Origin of the sequence: Flavonifractor sp. An91 (assembly GCF_002159225.1) — a bacterium.
GTDB classification, from domain to species: Bacteria; Bacillota; Clostridia; order Oscillospirales; family Oscillospiraceae; genus Flavonifractor; species Flavonifractor avicola.
The window spans coordinates 1-17105 of record NZ_NFHA01000015.1; the positions used below are offsets into that span (position 1 = coordinate 1).

Here is a 17105-nt window from a genome sequence, read left to right on the forward strand (position 1 = left end):
CGCCCCTGTCATATCTGTCCCAGCAGCTGAGAAGTCCAACGATACAGGCATGAAAGGAGCCGCCCAATTGGGCGGCTCCTTTCATGCCTGTTTTGCAACCCGGGCGGCAGAATCAGAAATGTTCCTCCCGATGGGTCGTCTGGTTATAAACGATGGTTTCCTTCGTTCCGTCGGCATATTCCAGGTCAATGGTATCGATCCGGATGGCGTCGCAGGCGGGCACATAGCCCATCAGCTTGTAAACAAGGATGCTTCTTCCGGGAGAAACGGGTCCCACGTAGCGCACAGAGGCGGTAGCCTTGTGGGTGATCTCATCGTAGGCGGGGTTGCCGATGGGGTCCAGGAAGGTCACATGGACAGTGTAGTAATTGATGGCCTTTCCGGAGTTGTTCCTTCCGTCAAAGGAGAGGGTAATGCCGTTGACGCTGTTGCGGGTAAAAAAGAAGCCTGTGGGCTTGCCGATGGGGGGAACCTTCTGCACGGTGACCACAGAGGTGGCGGTGAGGGAGCCGCACTTGGCGGTGATGGTGGCGGTGCCGGGAGTGACGCCGGTGACGGTGCCGTCAGAGGCCACGGTGGCCACGTTGGTGTTGGAGGAGGACCAGGTCACCGGCAGCGTGGTGTTGGCAGGGGCTACAGTGGCCTTCAGGCTCTGCTTGGCGCCGGCGTCCACCACGAAATTGGGGGCGCTGAGGGTGAGAGAGGTGGGTTTCACCACCGCCTTCAGGGTGAAGGACTTACGCAGGGAGGGGTCCACCATGCTGGACAGAATGACGGCCACCTCCGCCCGGGTGATCTGGTTGAAGGGGGCAAAGGTACCGGTGGAATTGGTGCCGGAGAGAACACCGGCCCGGTAGAGCAGATAGACCGCATCATGGTAGTTGGCGTCGCTGGGTACGTCGGGAATACCATTTTCCTCCACTGTGTTGATGGCGGTCAGAGCCTCGGGCGGAAGGGCATTGGTCAGGATCATGGCGAAGGAGGCCCGGCTGATGACGGCGGTGTAGTCAGGATAGGCCTGGCAGATGCCGTTTGTCAGGGCGTAATCCACATAGGTCTGATACCAGGGCTCGCTGGCCGTGAAGGTGTATCCATTGCCCTGATAGGTGGCGTGGAGACGGGAGGCGATGGCGACGGTCTCGCCAATGGTCAGCTTGCCGTTCACATTGAAGGTGGTGTCGCTGGAGCCCTGCATCAGGCCGTATTCATAGGCGGCCTGGACAGCAGAGGTGTACCAGGTGGAGGAGGCCACATCGGTGAACTGGCCAGGGGTATAGGTTTTGCTCTTGGTAAAGTTGGAGAGCCCGGCGGCTGCCAGTGCAGGGGTGAGGCACAGAGAAAGACAAAGGGACAGGGTGAGCACAAGGGATAGCAAGCGTTTTTTCATCATAGGTACCTCCGTTAAGAATGGTTTTATACAATCCCATTCTAGGCCCGTTAAACGGGGAAAACAATCTGCCAGCTGCATAGTGTATCAGAAGCACTGGACCGGGGTGGAAACAGCGGGTCATCCTCAAAGACGCTGTCAGGATGGACCTTGCCTTTGAAAAGAATCGGTGTTATCCTGAAAGCACAGACAGGAAAAAGCTGTAACAGGGGGGAGCGGGATGTTTCATCTGGAGATCAATCCCTATGTGCGGGATTACGTTTCAAAGGACTATGCAGGCAGCCTGCCGGAGGGGGACATCAAGCTGGATTGCTCCCTGGGGGTCAATGCCGATCTGCTGGGCAACTGTATCTTCCAGCGCCTCCACGCCTTTGAGCAGCGGACGGAGGCCCACGGCGGCAACTTTGCCGAGATCAAATACTATCCCCACGGCGGCACCCTGAAGGAGGCTCTGGCCAACTGGTACCGGGGCAACGGGGTGGGGGAGGGGTGGCTCACTGCCGACCACATCATCCTAGGCAACGGTTCCTACGACATCCTGTGCAATTTGAATCTGCTGTGCCTCACCAGAGGCAAGAAAGTGCTGGGCCACGCCCCACAGTTCACAGCCTATGTGGACCATGTGAATTGCACCGGCTCGGTGTACGAGTGCTGCTACCTGGACCGCTCCGACGGCTACCGCTTCCATGTGGACGACTATCTGGCCAAGATGTCGGCGGAGTACGGGCTGTTCATCGTGGAGAATCCCATCAACCCCACCGGCCTGCCGGTCAGCCTGGAGGACATCGCTTGTATCGCCCGGCGGGCGGAGGAATGGGGGAAGCTGCTGGTGGTGGACGAGGCCTATGCCGAGTACCTGCCCTTTTCCGCCAGCGCCATCAACCTGATCCCCAGCCATCCCAACCTGATTGTGACCCGCAGCTTCTCCAAGGGGTGGGGTATGGCCGGGGTGCGGCTTGGCTACGGGGTCAGCTCCGCCCAGAGCGGCCTGCTGCCTCAGCTGGAGAAGTTGGTGCTGCCCTTCAACAGCAACGGCATCGCCCGGGTGCTGGCCCAGACCGCGCTGGAGACCAAGTTCGAGCGGCCGGAGGACCCCTTTGGCATTCAGCCGGTGATTGTGAGCAAGAGGGAACTGCTGTCAGCTATAGAGAGGTACAACAAGCGGTATGGACGCAATCTCCGGGCGGCGGCCACCTGCGAGAGTACCCCCATCCTCATGCTCTATGTGGAGACAGAGGACCCCACCTTCCATTTGCAGCGCCACCTGATAGGGGAGGGGCTGCTCACAGTTAGCTGCGAGAGTTATGTGGGCCTGGACTGCCGGGCGGTGCGGCTGATGCTGCCCGAGCGGGAACAGATGCCCCTGCTGCTGGAGCTGTTGGAGAAGGCTGTCCGGACGCTGCCGGAACGGTGACCAAAGAAAAAACGGACCGGGAACTCAGTTCCCGGTCCGTTTTGTATGTTTTTTAGGCTTCCTGCTGGAGCAGCCAGACAAAGCCGTAGGGATAGAGCTCCACATGGCCGATCTCGTCATAGTGGCCGCCGTAGATCAGCTCATCAAAGGCGCCGCCCTCGGGGGCACCGGCGGTGACGAAGTCGCCGCTGAAGTTAAACAGTGCCACCAGCTTGCGGCCCTCATACCAGCGGCCCAGACCCAGCACATGGGGATTGCCGGTGTCGAAGGTCCACACGTTGGCCCGGGCGTCAAAAGCGGGCTCTGCCCCGCGCAGCTGCTCCAGGCGGCGCAGACCCTGGAACTGCTTGCCCTGGCGGGTCTCCTGATTGTCACGCATAGCGGCCAGCTCCCACTGGAAGGGGCCGTGCTGGAGGTTGCGGGCGTCATCGGCCCGGGCGGCGTCCTCGTGGTAGCTGTAGTCGTTGAGCTGGCCCACCTCGTCGCCGCAGGTCAGCAGGGGCATACCGCTCTGGGTGAGCAGGAAGGCGTGGAGCAGCAGGTCGCAGGCCACGGCCTGCTCCAGCTTGACGCTGTCCTGCTCATAGTCGGCGGCTTCCACGCCGCACAGGGAGGCGGTGGTGCCGCACACCTTGCCCTCACGGCACAGCTCGCCCCGACTGTTGCTGCCGGGGAACTTGCCGGTGGCCCAGTCGTTGAGGTACTGGCGATGGGCATTCTCGTCGGTGCCGCAGTGCTCTTTCAGCCAGTCGTAGTCCAGGGCCCAGTCCAGACCGCTATCCCCGTGGAGCCGGTTGAGGAACAGACCGGCGGAGGACAGGGAACCCTCCACCTCGTGGCGGAGGAGGGACACGTCGCCGGTGGCCAGGGTGTTCCACAGCAGGGCGCCGTTGTTCCGGCAGAGCAGATGGCACTCGGGCTTGTCCTCGCTGCCAAAGTAGGGGGCCTCGCCGTGGGCGGGGGCCTTGCCCATCAGCAGCACGCCGGGGCACACCAGCTGGCAGATGAGGCGGGCCATCCGCAGCACGCTGTGGGGGAGGCGGGACAGGTCACCCAGGCGGATGGCGTCTGCACCCAGACCGGCCAGGCAGAGCAGCTGCTCGATCCAGGCGTGGAAGGAGGCGGCGTCCTGGGGAGCGTCGGCCTTCAGAGGCAGGGCCAGCAGGATCTCCTGGGCCCGGCAGGCGTCGGCCAGAGCGGCCAGCTCCTCCTGGCTGCCGTTACCGTTGAGGCGCAGGAAGTTGACGCCGCACTCCTTCAGGTAGGGCAGGCGGTCCGCCACCCCGGCCAGGGAACCGGCAAAGCCGGCGGCGTCCACGGCCATGGCCAGCAGATCCCGGCGGCAGTACCAGCCGGCGTCGGCGGTCCGGCGCTGGTCCTGAGCGCACAGCTCCTCCCGGCGGTTCTCCCAGCTCTGGCGCAGCAGAGTGGTCAGACGGTCCCAGGCGGCCAGGTCGCCGTGGAACTGCTCCCGGTACAGCCGGGCCAGCTCGTCCCCATACTGCTCCATGCGCAGGTCAAAGATGCTGGGCACGGGCTCGGCCGCCACAGGGGCGGCCTGGGGTACGGGAGCGGCAGCAGGCTCTGCGGGAGTCTTGGGAACCAACAGGGACTCAGGCATCACGATGGCGGGACGGCGGCCGGGAACCGCGGGGCGCTTGTAGTACAGGTCCTCTTCCTGGGCACGGATCATGCGCCAGGTATGACAGGGAACAGTGCCCTTGTGAGTATTGCGTTCGTTCATGAGGAAAATCTCCTTTATGGTACGCACCGGCAGGGCCGGTGCGGATAGATTGGGGCGGATGGGTGAACGGCAGACCGCCCAGGGTCTGCCCAACAGGTAATACTATAGCACGGCTTGGGCCATTCTTCAACCGGAGCGCTCCTTTTTTGTATGTTATTACCACCAAAAACCAGAAGCCGGAAGGAGAAAGGGATTGTATTTTTGTTTCGGTCGTGGTAGTTTGTTGGGAGAGAAGAAAGAACCAACTGGAAAGGGGGACGGCGGATATGCCCGTATTGGAGGAATACCACAATGCGCTCCGCCTGGGACAAAAGGAGATCAAGGCGGCGGCAGCCCGGGGGGAGGAAACCGGCCTGCAGGTGCTGCCCGGCGATCCGGAGGAACTTGCCATGCGGCGGGAGAGCCTGGGCGTGGTGGAGGTGCCCAGCGAGCTCATCGTGGGTACCTGCAACAAGCTGCGGCGCAACAGCTTTTCCCCCGGCTTTTATCCCGCCCTGGAGGCTGACAGCGAGTTTGCAGGCAAGTGGGCGTCCCTCTGTCAGGCCCACCTGAATGAAGGAATCCGGGACCCCATCAAAGCGGTGGAATACCTCAACCGCTTCTATGTGGTGGAAGGCCACAAGCGGGTGAGCGTGCTGAAATACTTTGGGGCCATCACCATTCCGGCGGTGGTCACCCGGCTTTTGCCCCGGCCCTCCGACGACCCGGAGGTGACCGCCTACTACGAGTTCCTCAACTTCTACCAGATGACAGGGCTGAATTTCCTGGTGTTCCGGCGACCGGGAGAGTACCGGGAGCTGATGGAGGCCATGGGACGGCCCAGCCGGGAAGCGTGGAGCGCGGAGGAGATCCACGATTTCCGCTCCTTTTACTATATGTTCCGGGATGCCTGTCTGCGGGAGAATGCCGATCAGCAGTACATCTCCCTGGCTTTCCTGGTATATGTGAAGCTGTTTGGCTATCAGGCTTCCCAGGGCAAGCTGTCCACCCAGATTGCCCGGGAACTGCCCATGATCCGGCAGGAGGTACGCAACCGGCTGGAAAACGCCGGGGTGACCCTTATGCTGGAGGACACGGTGAAAAAGCCCCTGTTCCCCTTCCATCCCATCGGCGAGCGTTTGTGCGCCGCCTTCATCCACGCCGGCAGCAGCGATACCTCCCGCTGGGTCTATGAGCATGAGTGCGGCCGCTACCTGCTGGAGGATACCATGAATGACCAGCTCTATACCCTCTCCTATGAAAATGCCGTCACTGAGCAGGCGGCGGAGGCGGCCATCAACGATGCGGTGGCCAAGGGGGCGGACTTGATCTTTACTACCGATCCCTCTCTGCTGCTGCCCAGCGTGAAGCAGGCCGTGCGCCATCCGGAGGTGAAATTTTTCAACTGCTCCCTCAACAACTCCTATCCCTCGGTGCGGACCTACTATCCCCGGATGTATGAGGCCAAGTTTATCAAGGGCGCCATTGCCGGCACCCTGTCCCGCAGCGGATGGATCGGCTATGTGGCTGACTACCCCACCTTCGGCACCATTGCCAGCATCAACGCATTTGCCCAGGGGGCCAGAATGGTCAACGCCAATGCCCGGGTGCTGCTGTCCTGGAACAGCCTGAAGGAGGGCGGGGGCATTGACAGCCTTCGGGCCAAGGGCATCGTGTATATCGACTACCTGGACCGGCTGGCCGCTAACGCCGGGCCCCGGTCGAGAGAGTTGCATAATCTGGCCATGATCCACTGCGACTGGGGGCGGTTTTACCAGAGCTTGGTGCGGCGGGTGCTGGACGGCAGCTGGAAGAAGGAGAGCCGGGGCAGTAGCGCCATCAGCTACTGGTGGGGCCTGAACCAGAAGATAGTGGATGTGCTCTGCTCCCGCCGCCTGCCCGCCGGTACCCGGCGGCTGGCCGGCGTGCTGCGGGACGCCATTCGGGCCGAGCGGCTGGATCCCTTCTACGGGGTGCTGATGAACCAGCAGGGCCATGTGGTGTACGGCGACGACGGACCCCTGCCCGCCCAGCAGATCCTGTCCATGAACTGGCTGTCCACCTATGTGGAGGGGTCCATCCCCAGGCCGGAGGAGCTGACCGACCGGGCCAGGGCGTGGATGCGGGTTCAGGGCTTTGAGGAGGCTGGGCTGAAGTGAAGATTCTGGCTGTAGCCGACTACGAGTCCCCCGCCCTCTGGGACTATTTTACGCCGGATAAGCTGGAGGGGGTGGACCTAATCCTCTCCTGCGGGGACCTGAAATCCCATTACCTGTCCTTTTTGGCTACCTTTGCCCACTGCCCGGTGCTCTATGTCCATGGGAACCACGACGGGCACTATGAAAAGGACCCGCCTCTGGGTTGCACCTGTATCGACGGGCAGTACTATGAGTACCAGGGACTGCGTATCGTAGGCCTGGGGGGCTCCATGCGCTATAAGAAGGGCCCCCACCAGTACACCGACAGGGAGATGAATCTGCGGGCCATACGGCTGGCCCCAAAGCTGTATTTTAAAAAGGGGTTTGATATTCTGCTGACCCATGCGCCGGGCAAGGACATGGTGCCCTGCACCGACCTGGCCCATACCGGCTTCCGGGCTTTTAACCGGATGCTGGACAAGTATCAGCCCGCCCTCCATCTCCATGGACACACCCACCTGAATTACGGCCGGAGCATCCAGCGGGAACAGCGCTACGGCAAGACCAGAGTGATCAACGGGTATGAGCGCTATCTGATTGAACTTTAACCGAAAGCAGGCGGCGGAAGGATTACCTTCCGCCGCCTGCTTTTCTTCCAAGATGGAACCTTTTCAGACGGAAAACGTCTGTAAAAAGGAAACGTATACCAAAGAAAGGAGCGGCGGTTTTCGGCGGAGATTTCCTGCGGAAGGGCATACACTGGTGCTGGCGGATGTCCAACCTAAAGTCGACTGGGAAACTTAAGGATTTGTTAAGAATTTGTCATTGCTTTGTCATTGCTTACCTTACCCGGTATGCTAGAATGGCAGTGAACAAGCAAGTACACAAGGAGGAGTTCAATATGACGGATCAACAGACGCCTGTGCTCGAGCGGCCCGCTCCGGGCCAAACGCCGCCGGCTGGGGCGCCTTCCGGCCCCAGAAAGAAAAAGCGCCGCAGTAAGGTCAAGCTGATCGTGGGCCTGCTCATTACCGCGGCGGTAATTGCCGGAATTGTCTTTGCTCTGTGGTACTTTGTGTTCCGGGAGGATCAGACTGGACTGGGTGAAGCCATGACCGATACCGTCCAGCTGGGGTCCATCCAGGTGAAGGTGGAAGGCAGCGGCATGGCCAAGGCCAACAAATCGGCCACGGTTACCCCGGGTACCGGTACCATTCTGGAGCTCTATGTGAAGGAGGGTGACCAGGTCACCGAGGGCCAGCCCCTCTACCGCATGGACGACACCGCGGCCCGGGAGGCCGTCAAGGCCGCCCAGGAGACGGTGGACGACTGCCAGAAGCAGCTCCAGGCGGTCTACGAGAAGATCGGGGAGCTGACCATCAAGGCCCCTCATGCCGGCAACCTGCGGGAGGTGGCCAACCTGAAGGCGGGAGATACGGTGAACGAGGGCGACACCATCGCCACCATCGTCAACGACACCAAGCTACGCATCTCCCTCTATTACAGCTATGCATATGAGGACAGCATCAAGGTGGGGCAGACTGCCCAGATCACCATCCCCTCCATTATGGGAAGCCGCACCGGTACGGTGGAGAAGATCAACAAGGTCCGCTTTGTCTCCCCGGAAGGGGCCACCCACTTTGAGGTGGTCTTTGTGCTGGACAATCCCGGCACCCTCACCGAGGGGATGGAGGCTTCCGCCTCCCTCACCGCCGCCGACGGCACCCCCATCTACCCCTATCAGAACGGCAAGCTGGAGTTCTATGAGACTACCGTGGTGAAGGCCAAGGCCTCCGGTCCGGTAGAGAGCTTCGGACTGCTCAATTACGCCGACGTGAAGGCGGGCCAGGTACTGGTCCAGCTGGGCGCCAAGGACTCCGACGAAGAGATCAGCGCCAAGGAAGAGGCCCTGAAGGCCGCCCAGGAGAAGCTGAAGGAGGCCAATGACGAGCTGAGCAAGTATAACGGCGTAGCCCCCATCGCCGGTACGGTTCTGTCCTGCAGCCTCATGGAGGGTGAGGAGGTACAGAGCGGCCAGGGCATCAGCATTGCCGATACCTCCCAGATGACGGTGGAGATCAGCGTGGACGAGCGCAATGCCCAGTACGTCAAGGTGGGCATGATGGTGGATCTGGATCAGTACGGTACTCCCTATATGGGCGTGGTGCAGAGCGTTTCCCTCACCGCCTCCGGAGAAAACGGCGTGGCCTCCATCCCGGCGGTGGTTGCGGTGGACAACTTTGACGGCTCCATGATCCCCGGTACTTACGTCAGCTATTCCTTCGTGGCCAGCCAGTCGGACAACTGCCTCACCGTGCCTGTTGCCGCTGTGAAGTACGTCAGCTTCAACAATGTGACGCTGCCCGATAATATGGATGCTCCCCCTGCCGAGAACGGCGGAGAGGATGGTATGGACGGCGAAATGGGCGGCAGCGACCTACCTGATGACGGCAGCGTGATTGACGGTGAGATCCTGCCCGACGACGGCGGGACCGTTGACGGCGGAAATGTGATTATCGACGACGGCGGCATGATCATAGACGGCAATATGTCTGTCAGCGGCGGCGCGGTGGCAGTGCCGCAGCGGTATTCCAACAGCGGTGTCTCCGCCCGTAAGCTGGGTGTGGTCGTCATGCCCGGTCCGGGTATCTCCGCGGGCGGCGGCGCCAGCAGCGGTATGGGCGGCGGTTCCTCCGATGAGGAAACCGGCACCATCGTCTTTGTCAAGTCCAAGGAGGCCCCCGCCAACGCCATCCTGGAGCCCGATCCCGCCTGGGAGTGTCCCGAGGGCTTCTGGGCTGTGCCGGTGGAGATCGGCATCAACGACACCAGCCGGGCGGAGGTCAAGCGGGGCCTCAACGAGGGGGACGAGGTCTTTATCGGCTACGCCACCCAGAGCGCCGACAGTTGGGGTGGCTGATATGCTGATCGATGTAAAAAACCTCTTCAAGATCTACCATGAAGGGGAGGAGAGCGAGGTCCGGGCCCTGGACGGGGTGAGCCTCACGGTGGATCGGGGAGAGTTCGTGGCCATCATCGGCCAGTCCGGCTCCGGCAAGTCCACCCTGATGAACATCCTGGGTTGTCTGGATATCCCCACCTACGGGGACTACCATCTGGACGGGGTGGACGTGACCGGACTGACCGATAAGCAGCTGGCCCACATCCGCAACAAGCAGATCGGCTTTATCTTTCAGGGATTCAACTTGATTCCCGCCCTCAACGCCTGGGAGAACGTGGAACTCCCCCTGATCTATCAGGGGGTGCCCGCCTCCAAGCGTTGGGACCGGGTGGAGGCCGCCCTGGAGCGGGTGGGGCTGGCCGACCGGGCGGAGCACAAGCCCACCGAGATGTCGGGCGGTCAGCAGCAGCGGGTGGCCATTGCACGGGCCATTGCCACCCAGCCTCCCATCATCATGGCCGACGAGCCCACCGGCGCCCTGGATTCCCGCACCGGCAAGCACGTGCTGGAGATTCTCCACGGGCTCCATGAGGAGGGCTCCACCATCATCCTCATCACCCACGACAACGGCATTGCCTCCACCGCCCAGCGGGTGGTGCGGATTTCCGACGGACACATCATTTATGACGGGGACAGAGAGGGGGCCTTCGCATGAATCTGACCCAGGCGTTCAAGATCGCGGTCAAATCCATTGCGGCCAAGAAGGCTCGCTCCGTCCTTACCATGCTGGGCGTCATCATCGGCCTGGCCGCCGTCATTATCCTGGTGTCCTATGCCCAGGGCCAGAACCAGCAGATGCGGGCGTTCTATGAGAGCCTGGGCACCAACATCATCAACATCCAGGCCAGCAGCTGGAACAGCGAGAAGGTATCCGATGAGCTGTACGACTACTGTATGGAGCTGGACGAGTATGTACTGGGCGTCACCCCGGTGGTGCAGATGTACAATCAGACCGTCATCAAGTACGGTGCCAAGACCCTGGATAACTACAATACCCCCTGGGAGGAATCTCCCCAGGTGGTGATGGGCAACCAGCAGTTCTCCCTGTGCAACAACTTTACATTGGCCAAGGGCAGAGACATTGCCTACCTGGATGTGAAGAACTACAACCAGGTGTGTGTGCTGGGCTCCAAGATGGCGGATGCCCTCTTCAACTACATGGACCCGGTGGGCCAGACCATCACCATCAACAACATCCCCTTTGAGGTCATTGGAGTCTATCAGGAAAAAGACCCCAACAACATGACCGGTATGGACCGCTACATCGTGCTGCCCTACTCCATGAACCGGGTGCTTAACGGCCAGACCAGTATGGATACCTTTGTGGCCAAAGCCAAGGACTCCGAGTCCACCACCCGGGCCATCACGCTGCTCAAGGGCTTCCTTCAGGGCCTTATCGACCCCAACAGCGGTTATTACAGCGTCACCACCCCCAACCAGATGCAGGAGGAGGGTAAGGAGCAGGATCAGATGCAGCAGCGCTTCCTGGGCGGTATCGCCGCCATTTCTCTGGCGGTAGGCGGTATCGGCATCATGAACATCATGCTGGTCACTGTCACCGAGCGTACCCGGGAGATCGGCATCCGCAAGGCCATCGGTGCTGAGCGCAAGAGCATCATCGCCCAGTTCCTCATTGAGGCCTGTATGATCTGCGGCATCGGCGGTATCTTTGGCATCATCGTGGGTTATATCGGCACATTGATCGTGGGGAAAATATCCTTCCACACCATATTGATACCCAACGCCGGGATAACGGTGGGCGCCTTCTTTATCTCCGTTGCCCTGGGCGTGGCCTTTGGCCTCTATCCTGCCATCAAGGCCTCCGGCCTCCAGCCGGTGGAGGCCCTGCGGGCAGACTAAAGGAGTGAGATCATGAAAAAGAGAACTTGGCTTTCCGCCCTGCTGGCGGTGGCGCTGCTGGTAAGTATGTTGGTAGTGCCCTCCGCCTCTGCGGCCGGCAATTCGGCCTTTACAGACATCACTGATCCCGACCAGGCCAACGCCGCTGAGATGCTGCGTCTGCTGGGCGTGGTGAACGGTACCGGCGGCGGTGCCTTTCGACCCCAGGGTACTCTGACCCGGGGTGAATTCTGCAAGATGACGGTGGAGATTATGGGCCGGGGCGATGAGGAGCCTGCCCAGCGCAGCCGCACCATCTTTACCGACGTCAGTTCTACCCACTGGGCCAGAGGCTATATCAATCTGGCCGCCTCCATCACGGTGGGCGGCTCCGCCGGCGGCGATGGAGAGAGCTCCACGGCGGGTACCCGCCTCATCATGGGCGTGGGAGACGGTTCCTTCCAGCCTGACCGGGTCATTACCTGCGGCGAGGCGGTCACCATCCTCATGCGGGTGCTGGGCTACGGCGACGGCGATGTGGCCGGCGGCCTCAACTGGTACGACGGCTATATGGGACTGGCCAGCTCCGCCGGACTGCTGGATAAACTGAACCTGACCGGAGCCTCCACCATCTCCCGCGGCCAGGCCGCCATTCTGTTCTACAATCTGCTCTTTGCCAAGACCAAGGGCAGCGACAGCCTCTACCTCACCGGCCTGGGCTGCAAGGTGGAGGACGGCGGTATCCTGCTGGATGTGAACGCCACCCTGGCCGGCTCCAACACTGCGGTCAAGACCACCACCGGAACCTACAAGACCGACCGGGCGGGGCTGGACGAGAACCTGGAAGGAATGCAGGGCGACGTGGTGCTGGACAAGAACGACAAGCTGCTGGCCTTCCAGCCCAAGGAGAACATCATCAGCCGGGCGGTCAACGTGGCTGAGTGGGAGGCTACCTGGATCAGACTGCTGGACGGTGAACAGATTCAGATACAGCCAGATACCAGAACCTTTCAGAGTGGTGAGGAGAAAACCTACAAGGATGTATACCAGGACGGTCGTCCGGGCGATTCCATGACTATCTATTATGATATCAACGGAAAGATTGATTATCTCTTCCTGCCTTCCACTTCCTTTACCGGAAAGGCTATGGTTGCCCGAAATCAGCCTTCTGGTAACCCCTTTACGGAGCTGACCAACGGGGACAGCAACTATAAGATCTATAAAAACGGGATGCCTGCCACCGTGGGAGATATCCGCCAGTATGACGTAGCCACCTATGACAGTGCTTCCAAGATCCTGTATATCTCCGACCTGAAGCTGACGGGTATCTATGAAAATGTTTCCCCCAGCCCTAAGGCACCAGTCTCCATTACCGTGCTGGGTCGGGCCTTTGATGTGTTGCCTGAGGCCACCAATGATCTCCAGAATTTCAAGATTGGAGATATGATGACTCTGCTGCTTACTAATGACGGCAAGGTTGCCGGTGTGGTTACCACTGCTGCAGCCAAGGGCAATGCGGTGGGCTATGTGGAGAGTATCACCGAGGACGGTAAGGCTACCGTGCAGCTGCTGGACAGTGTGCTGGGCAAGGTGGAGGGAAAAACCTCCTACCGGAAGGACAGCGCCACCAAGATGATGGGTGAGCTGGTCACAGTTTCCTCCAATAAGCAGGGCCAACTCACTTTGACCCGGCTCACCGGCGGCTCCTCCAGCGGGGTTACCGGCAAGCTGGATGTGGCTGCCCGTACTCTGGGCGGCACACCCCTGGCTGACAACGTAGCGGTGTACGAGAAGGTGGGCAGCAGCAAGCTCCAGCCCGTTAAGTACAGCCAGATTACCGCCGTCAGCGTACCCGCCTCCAAGATCCTGTATGCCAGCAAGGACTATGCCGGCCGGTACAATGTGCTGGTGCTGGACGATGTAACCGGAGATCTGTACACCTATGGCTTCATGAGCAAGGGTACCATGACTACCCCCTCCAGCATGGGAGAGATTGTGAACTCTACCGTAATTGTGACCACCTCGGACAAGAATGGAGAGACCAAGCTGGAACTGGTGGGCGGAGTGGAAGTGCCCCGCAACGCGATAGGCGGTGTGGTCGCCTCTCTGAATACCCTTCAGGATAAAAACAAGATTGCCGGTTATGTGTTCCTGAAGGAACTGGACGGCGTGCACCGCAGCGCCTTTGACATGAAGGCCAAGACGGTGACCACCACCGACATGGTGCTGCCCATTTCGGACAACGTGGTGTGCTACAACAAGACCACCAAGCAGTGGTTTACGGCGGAGGACCCCATGGATGCCCTCAATCAGGCCCGGGCCTTCTCCGACAACATCACCATCTACTACGACCGCACGCCGGAGGACGGCGGCAAGGTCCGTATGGTAGTGGTGCAGTAACCATCAAAAAAGCCGCCCCCGCTTCAAGCGGGGGCGGCTTTTTGCATTTCAAATCAGCCCTTCAGGCGCTCGGCCCAGGCAGCATACTTGGCTACCTTCTCATCGGCCTCCGCCTTGGTGGCGCCGTTGGCCAGGATATACACCTTGACCTTGGGCTCGGTGCCGGAGGGACGGACGATGAGGCTGGTGCCGTCGGCCATCTCGTAGCGCAGCACGTTGGAGCCGGAGAGCTCCATGGTGCTCTTGCTGCCGTCGGCCACGGTGACCACGGAGCCGTCCTTGTAGTCCTTCTGCTGGGTCACCGCCACGCCGGCGATCTCCACCGGGGGGCGCTCCCGCAGGCCGGCCATCAGGTCGGCCATCTTCTTCAGGCCGTCCAGACCGGGCATCACCAGGTTCAGGGTCTTTTCGCCGTAGAAGCCGTACTTCTCATAGCACTTCTGGAGGGCGTCGTACAGGGTCATGCCCTGACCGGCGTACCAGGCGGCCATCTCGGTGAGGGCCAGGGCGGCAGTGACGGCGTCCTTGTCCCGGACGTAGTCGCCCAGCATATAGCCGTAGCTCTCCTCATAGGCGAAGATCACCTTGCCCTCGCCGGCGTTCTCCAGCTTGTCCTTCTTCTCGGCCAGGAACTTGAAGCCGGTAAAGGTGTCATAGCAGGCCAGACCGTTGGTTTCAGCCACCTTGCGGGCCATCTCGGTGGTGACGATGGTCTTGAGGGCCACCGGCTTGTCCGGCATCTTGCCGGTGCGCTGCTTGGCGCCGATCAGGTAGTCCAGCAGGAGCACGCCGGTCTGGTTGCCGGAGATGGTGATATACTCGCCCTGGTCGTTGCGGACCATGATACCCACGCGGTCGGCGTCGGGGTCGGAGCCCAGGATGAAGTCGGCCCCTTCCTTCTTGGCCAGGTCCACAGCCAGATAGAAGCCCTCGGGATTCTCCGGGTTGGGGGAGACCACGGTGGGGAAGTTGCCGTCAATAACCATTTGCTCGGGGACACAGATGACGTGCTTCATACCCAGACGCTTCAGAGCCTCGGGGATCAGCTTATAGCCGGTGCCGTGGAAGGGGGTGTACACCATCTTGAAGGTGTCGGCAACCTTCTCCACAGCAGCCTTGTCGTTGACCTGACCCATCACGTTGGCCAGGAACTTTTCGTCGGTCTCCTCGCCCATGAGGGTGATGAGTCCGGCCTTTACTGCCTCGTCATAGTCCATGCGCTGGATGGAGTCGAACAGGTCCAGCTCCTCCATCTTGGCGGCAATGGCGGAGGCGTGATGGGGGGGCAGCTGAGCGCCGTCCTGCCAGTAAACCTTATAGCCGTTGTACTCCTTGGGGTTGTGGCTGGCGGTCACGTTGACACCGGCGATGCAGTGGTATTCCCGCACGGCAAAGGACACCTCGGGAGTGGGACGCATGGCGTCAAAGAGCCGGACCTTGATGCCGTTGCCCGCCATGACGCAGGCGGTCTCCCGGGCAAACAGCTCGGAATTGTTGCGGCAGTCATAGCACACGGCCACACCCCGCTCCACCGCCTCGGGGCCCTCAGCCTTGATGACCTCGGCAAAGGCCTGGGTGGCGTGGCGGATCACATGAATATTCATCTGGTGCAGGCCCACGCACATGGTGCCCCGCAGACCGGCGGTACCAAACTCCAGAGGAGCAAAAAAGCGGCTCTCGATCTCCTTCTCGTCGCCGGAGATGGAACGCAGTTCCTCCTTCTCCGCCTCGCTGAGAGCGGGACTGTTCAGCCACTTTTCATATACATCACGATAAGCCATGGGAATTACCTCCAATACCTCAATTTCAGCAAAAGCACATCTCTGCGCTTGTGATTATAGCACAAACTGACCGGTATATCTACCCTGTTTTTTGGGAGTTTACGCCGTAAGCTGCAAAAAATTTCCTGCTCTTTACTTGTGGTACCCGGAGCCCTCCACGATCTTGAAGCAGCGGTAGATCTGCTCCAGCAGCATGACCCGGGCCAGGTGGTGAGGGAAGGTCATGGGGGACATGGACAGCCGCAGATCGGCCTTTTCTTTCAGGGAAGGATGCATCCCGTAGGAGGAGCCGATGAGGAAGGTCAGGGTGTTTTTGCCCTGGCCCGTCCACCCCTCCAGACGGGCGGCCAGTTTCTCGCTGGAGAGAAGCTGGCCCTCCACGCACAGGGCCACCAGTGCCCCGCCCTTGGGCAGCTTGGCGGTCACCGCTGCCGCTTCCTTTTCCAGGGCGGCGTCGATCTGGGCCCGGGAGGGGTTCTGGGGCAGCCGCTCCTCGGGCAGTTCGGTGAGCTGGAGCTTGCAGTAGCCCCCCAGCCGCTTGACGTATTCCGCCGCCCCGTCTATGTAGAACTTTTCCTTTAGCTTGCCCACGCAGATGATATGGATGGAACTTCCTTTCATACGGTGTACCTCCGTCCCGGCTCGCTGCGGGGGGCCACCTCCAGCAGCACGTCCTGGCCGGGCACCGCCCCCATGCGGGTGAGGGAAGCTCCCACCACCTGCCGGGCCCGCTCCGGGGTGTTGTTCTCGTGGGACAGGTGGGCCAGCACCACGGTGGAGGTTCCTGCTGATACGGCAGAGCACACCAGGGCCGCCCCAGCCTCGTTGGACAGGTGGCCCCGGTCGCCCAGGATGCGGTCCTTGAGAAAGTAGGGGTAGGGGCCGGAGCGGAGCCATTCCACGTCATGGTTGGCCTCGGCTACCAGCAGATTGGCGCCCCGGATGCCAGCCTCCACCGCCTCTGTTACATGGCCCAGGTCGGTGACCACCGCCGCCTTCCGCCCGCCGGCGGAGAGGGCGTAGCCGGTGCTCTCGGCGGCGTCGTGAGGGGTGGGGAAGGTCTCGATGTCGATGGAGCCGATGGAGAAGCACGCCCCCGGCGTGAAGGGGTGGAGTACCTCTTCCAGAAAGGCGATGCGGTAGCACAGCTGCCGACCGGTGCCCCGGCTGGCGTACACCGGCACTTTCCGCTGTTTGGTCAGGGTGGTGAGACCAGAGATATGGTCGGTGTGCTCATGGGTGATGAGCACGGCGGACAGGCTGGCGGGGTCGACGCCCAGCCCCTTCAGGGCGGTGGTGATCCGGCGGCAGGAGATGCCGGCGTCCACCAGAATATGGGTGGCGCCGTCACTGACCAGCAGACTGTTGCCGCTGGAGCCGCTGGCCAGGGTACACAGTTGAAGCACAAAATCGCTCCTTTCCAGAAAAAACAGGCGGGGGAGTTCCCCCGCCTGCATAAGA

Annotated in this window: 13 protein-coding genes; 8 read left to right on the forward strand and 5 right to left on the reverse strand. The window is 61.0% G+C overall.

What is annotated here, in order from left to right:
• Positions 1-112: 112 nt before the first annotated feature.
• A complete protein-coding gene (locus tag B5G42_RS09800) occupies positions 113-1390 on the reverse strand; it encodes an S-layer homology domain-containing protein (protein ID WP_162611073.1) in 1278 nt (425 codons plus the stop codon).
• A gap of 217 nt (positions 1391-1607) precedes the next feature.
• On the opposite strand from B5G42_RS09800, the gene B5G42_RS09805 reads away from it, so the two are divergent.
• On the forward strand, positions 1608-2801 hold the full coding sequence (locus B5G42_RS09805; RefSeq protein WP_087269666.1) for an aminotransferase class I/II-fold pyridoxal phosphate-dependent enzyme: 1194 nt from the start codon (positions 1608-1610) through the stop codon (positions 2799-2801).
• 52 nt (positions 2802-2853) lie between these two features.
• Here the strand turns inward: B5G42_RS09805 and B5G42_RS09810 are convergent, their stop codons facing one another.
• Positions 2854-4545, reverse strand: a complete 1692-nt coding sequence (locus B5G42_RS09810; protein ID WP_087269669.1) for a hypothetical protein — start codon at positions 4543-4545, stop codon at positions 2854-2856.
• 266 nt (positions 4546-4811) lie between these two features.
• Here B5G42_RS09810 and B5G42_RS09815 point away from each other — a divergent pair, with 266 nt between their 5' ends.
• The 7 genes from B5G42_RS09815 (at position 4812) to B5G42_RS09840 (ending at position 13863) form a co-directional block, all read left to right on the forward strand.
• Complete coding sequence (locus B5G42_RS09815) at positions 4812-6683, forward strand: BMP family ABC transporter substrate-binding protein (RefSeq protein ID WP_087269671.1); 1872 nt, start codon at positions 4812-4814, stop codon at positions 6681-6683.
• A complete protein-coding gene (locus B5G42_RS09820; protein WP_087269674.1) occupies positions 6680-7270 on the forward strand; it encodes a metallophosphoesterase family protein in 591 nt (196 codons plus the stop codon). Before B5G42_RS09815 ends, B5G42_RS09820 begins: the two co-directional genes overlap by 4 nt.
• Positions 7260-7466 carry a hypothetical protein gene (locus tag B5G42_RS17890; RefSeq protein ID WP_140399834.1) on the forward strand — a complete coding sequence of 69 codons (207 nt, stop codon included), beginning with the start codon at positions 7260-7262 and terminating at the stop codon, positions 7464-7466. The genes B5G42_RS09820 and B5G42_RS17890 overlap by 11 nt, the downstream gene beginning before the upstream one ends.
• A 97-nt stretch (positions 7467-7563) precedes the next feature.
• Positions 7564-9582 carry an efflux RND transporter periplasmic adaptor subunit gene (locus B5G42_RS09825; protein ID WP_087269677.1) on the forward strand — a complete coding sequence of 673 codons (2019 nt, stop codon included), beginning with the start codon at positions 7564-7566 and terminating at the stop codon, positions 9580-9582.
• Position 9583: 1 nt separating this feature from the next.
• On the forward strand, positions 9584-10279 hold the full coding sequence (locus B5G42_RS09830) for an ABC transporter ATP-binding protein (protein WP_087269680.1): 696 nt from the start codon (positions 9584-9586) through the stop codon (positions 10277-10279).
• A complete protein-coding gene (locus B5G42_RS09835) occupies positions 10276-11484 on the forward strand; it encodes an ABC transporter permease (RefSeq protein WP_087269683.1) in 1209 nt (402 codons plus the stop codon). Before B5G42_RS09830 ends, B5G42_RS09835 begins: the two co-directional genes overlap by 4 nt.
• Before the next feature lie 12 nt (positions 11485-11496).
• A complete protein-coding gene (locus tag B5G42_RS09840) occupies positions 11497-13863 on the forward strand; it encodes an S-layer homology domain-containing protein (RefSeq protein WP_087269686.1) in 2367 nt (788 codons plus the stop codon).
• 53 nt (positions 13864-13916) lie between these two features.
• On the opposite strand, the gene B5G42_RS09845 is transcribed toward B5G42_RS09840, so the two are convergent.
• The 3 genes from B5G42_RS09845 to B5G42_RS09855 all read right to left on the reverse strand — a co-directional run bounded on the left by B5G42_RS09845 (position 13917) and on the right by B5G42_RS09855 (position 17050).
• Positions 13917-15644: a phospho-sugar mutase gene (locus tag B5G42_RS09845; RefSeq protein ID WP_087269690.1), complete on the reverse strand. Its 1728-nt coding sequence runs from the start codon at positions 15642-15644 to the stop codon at positions 13917-13919.
• A 132-nt stretch (positions 15645-15776) separates the two neighbouring features.
• Positions 15777-16265 carry a 23S rRNA (pseudouridine(1915)-N(3))-methyltransferase RlmH gene (gene rlmH / locus B5G42_RS09850; protein WP_087269693.1) on the reverse strand — a complete coding sequence of 163 codons (489 nt, stop codon included), beginning with the start codon at positions 16263-16265 and terminating at the stop codon, positions 15777-15779.
• Complete coding sequence (locus tag B5G42_RS09855) at positions 16262-17050, reverse strand: MBL fold metallo-hydrolase (protein ID WP_087269817.1); 789 nt, start codon at positions 17048-17050, stop codon at positions 16262-16264. The genes rlmH and B5G42_RS09855 overlap by 4 nt, the downstream gene beginning before the upstream one ends.
• Positions 17051-17105 lie beyond the last annotated feature (55 nt).

Excerpts from the sequence above, each read along its gene's own strand:
- B5G42_RS09805 (WP_087269666.1), top strand. The coding sequence starts at position 1,608 with ATGTTTCATCTGGAGATCAATCCCTATGTGCGGGATTACGTTTCAAAG.
- rlmH (WP_087269693.1), bottom strand. The coding sequence starts at position 16,265 with ATGAAAGGAAGTTCCATCCATATCATCTGCGTGGGCAAGCTAAAGGAA.
- B5G42_RS09800 (WP_162611073.1), bottom strand. The coding sequence starts at position 1,390 with ATGATGAAAAAACGCTTGCTATCCCTTGTGCTCACCCTGTCCCTTTGT.
- B5G42_RS09830 (WP_087269680.1), top strand. The coding sequence starts at position 9,584 with ATGCTGATCGATGTAAAAAACCTCTTCAAGATCTACCATGAAGGGGAG.
- B5G42_RS09835 (WP_087269683.1), top strand. The coding sequence starts at position 10,276 with ATGAATCTGACCCAGGCGTTCAAGATCGCGGTCAAATCCATTGCGGCC.
- B5G42_RS09810 (WP_087269669.1), bottom strand. The coding sequence starts at position 4,545 with ATGAACGAACGCAATACTCACAAGGGCACTGTTCCCTGTCATACCTGG.
- B5G42_RS09825 (WP_087269677.1), top strand. The coding sequence starts at position 7,564 with ATGACGGATCAACAGACGCCTGTGCTCGAGCGGCCCGCTCCGGGCCAA.
- B5G42_RS09840 (WP_087269686.1), top strand. The coding sequence starts at position 11,497 with ATGAAAAAGAGAACTTGGCTTTCCGCCCTGCTGGCGGTGGCGCTGCTG.
- B5G42_RS09815 (WP_087269671.1), top strand. The coding sequence starts at position 4,812 with ATGCCCGTATTGGAGGAATACCACAATGCGCTCCGCCTGGGACAAAAG.
- B5G42_RS09845 (WP_087269690.1), bottom strand. The coding sequence starts at position 15,644 with ATGGCTTATCGTGATGTATATGAAAAGTGGCTGAACAGTCCCGCTCTC.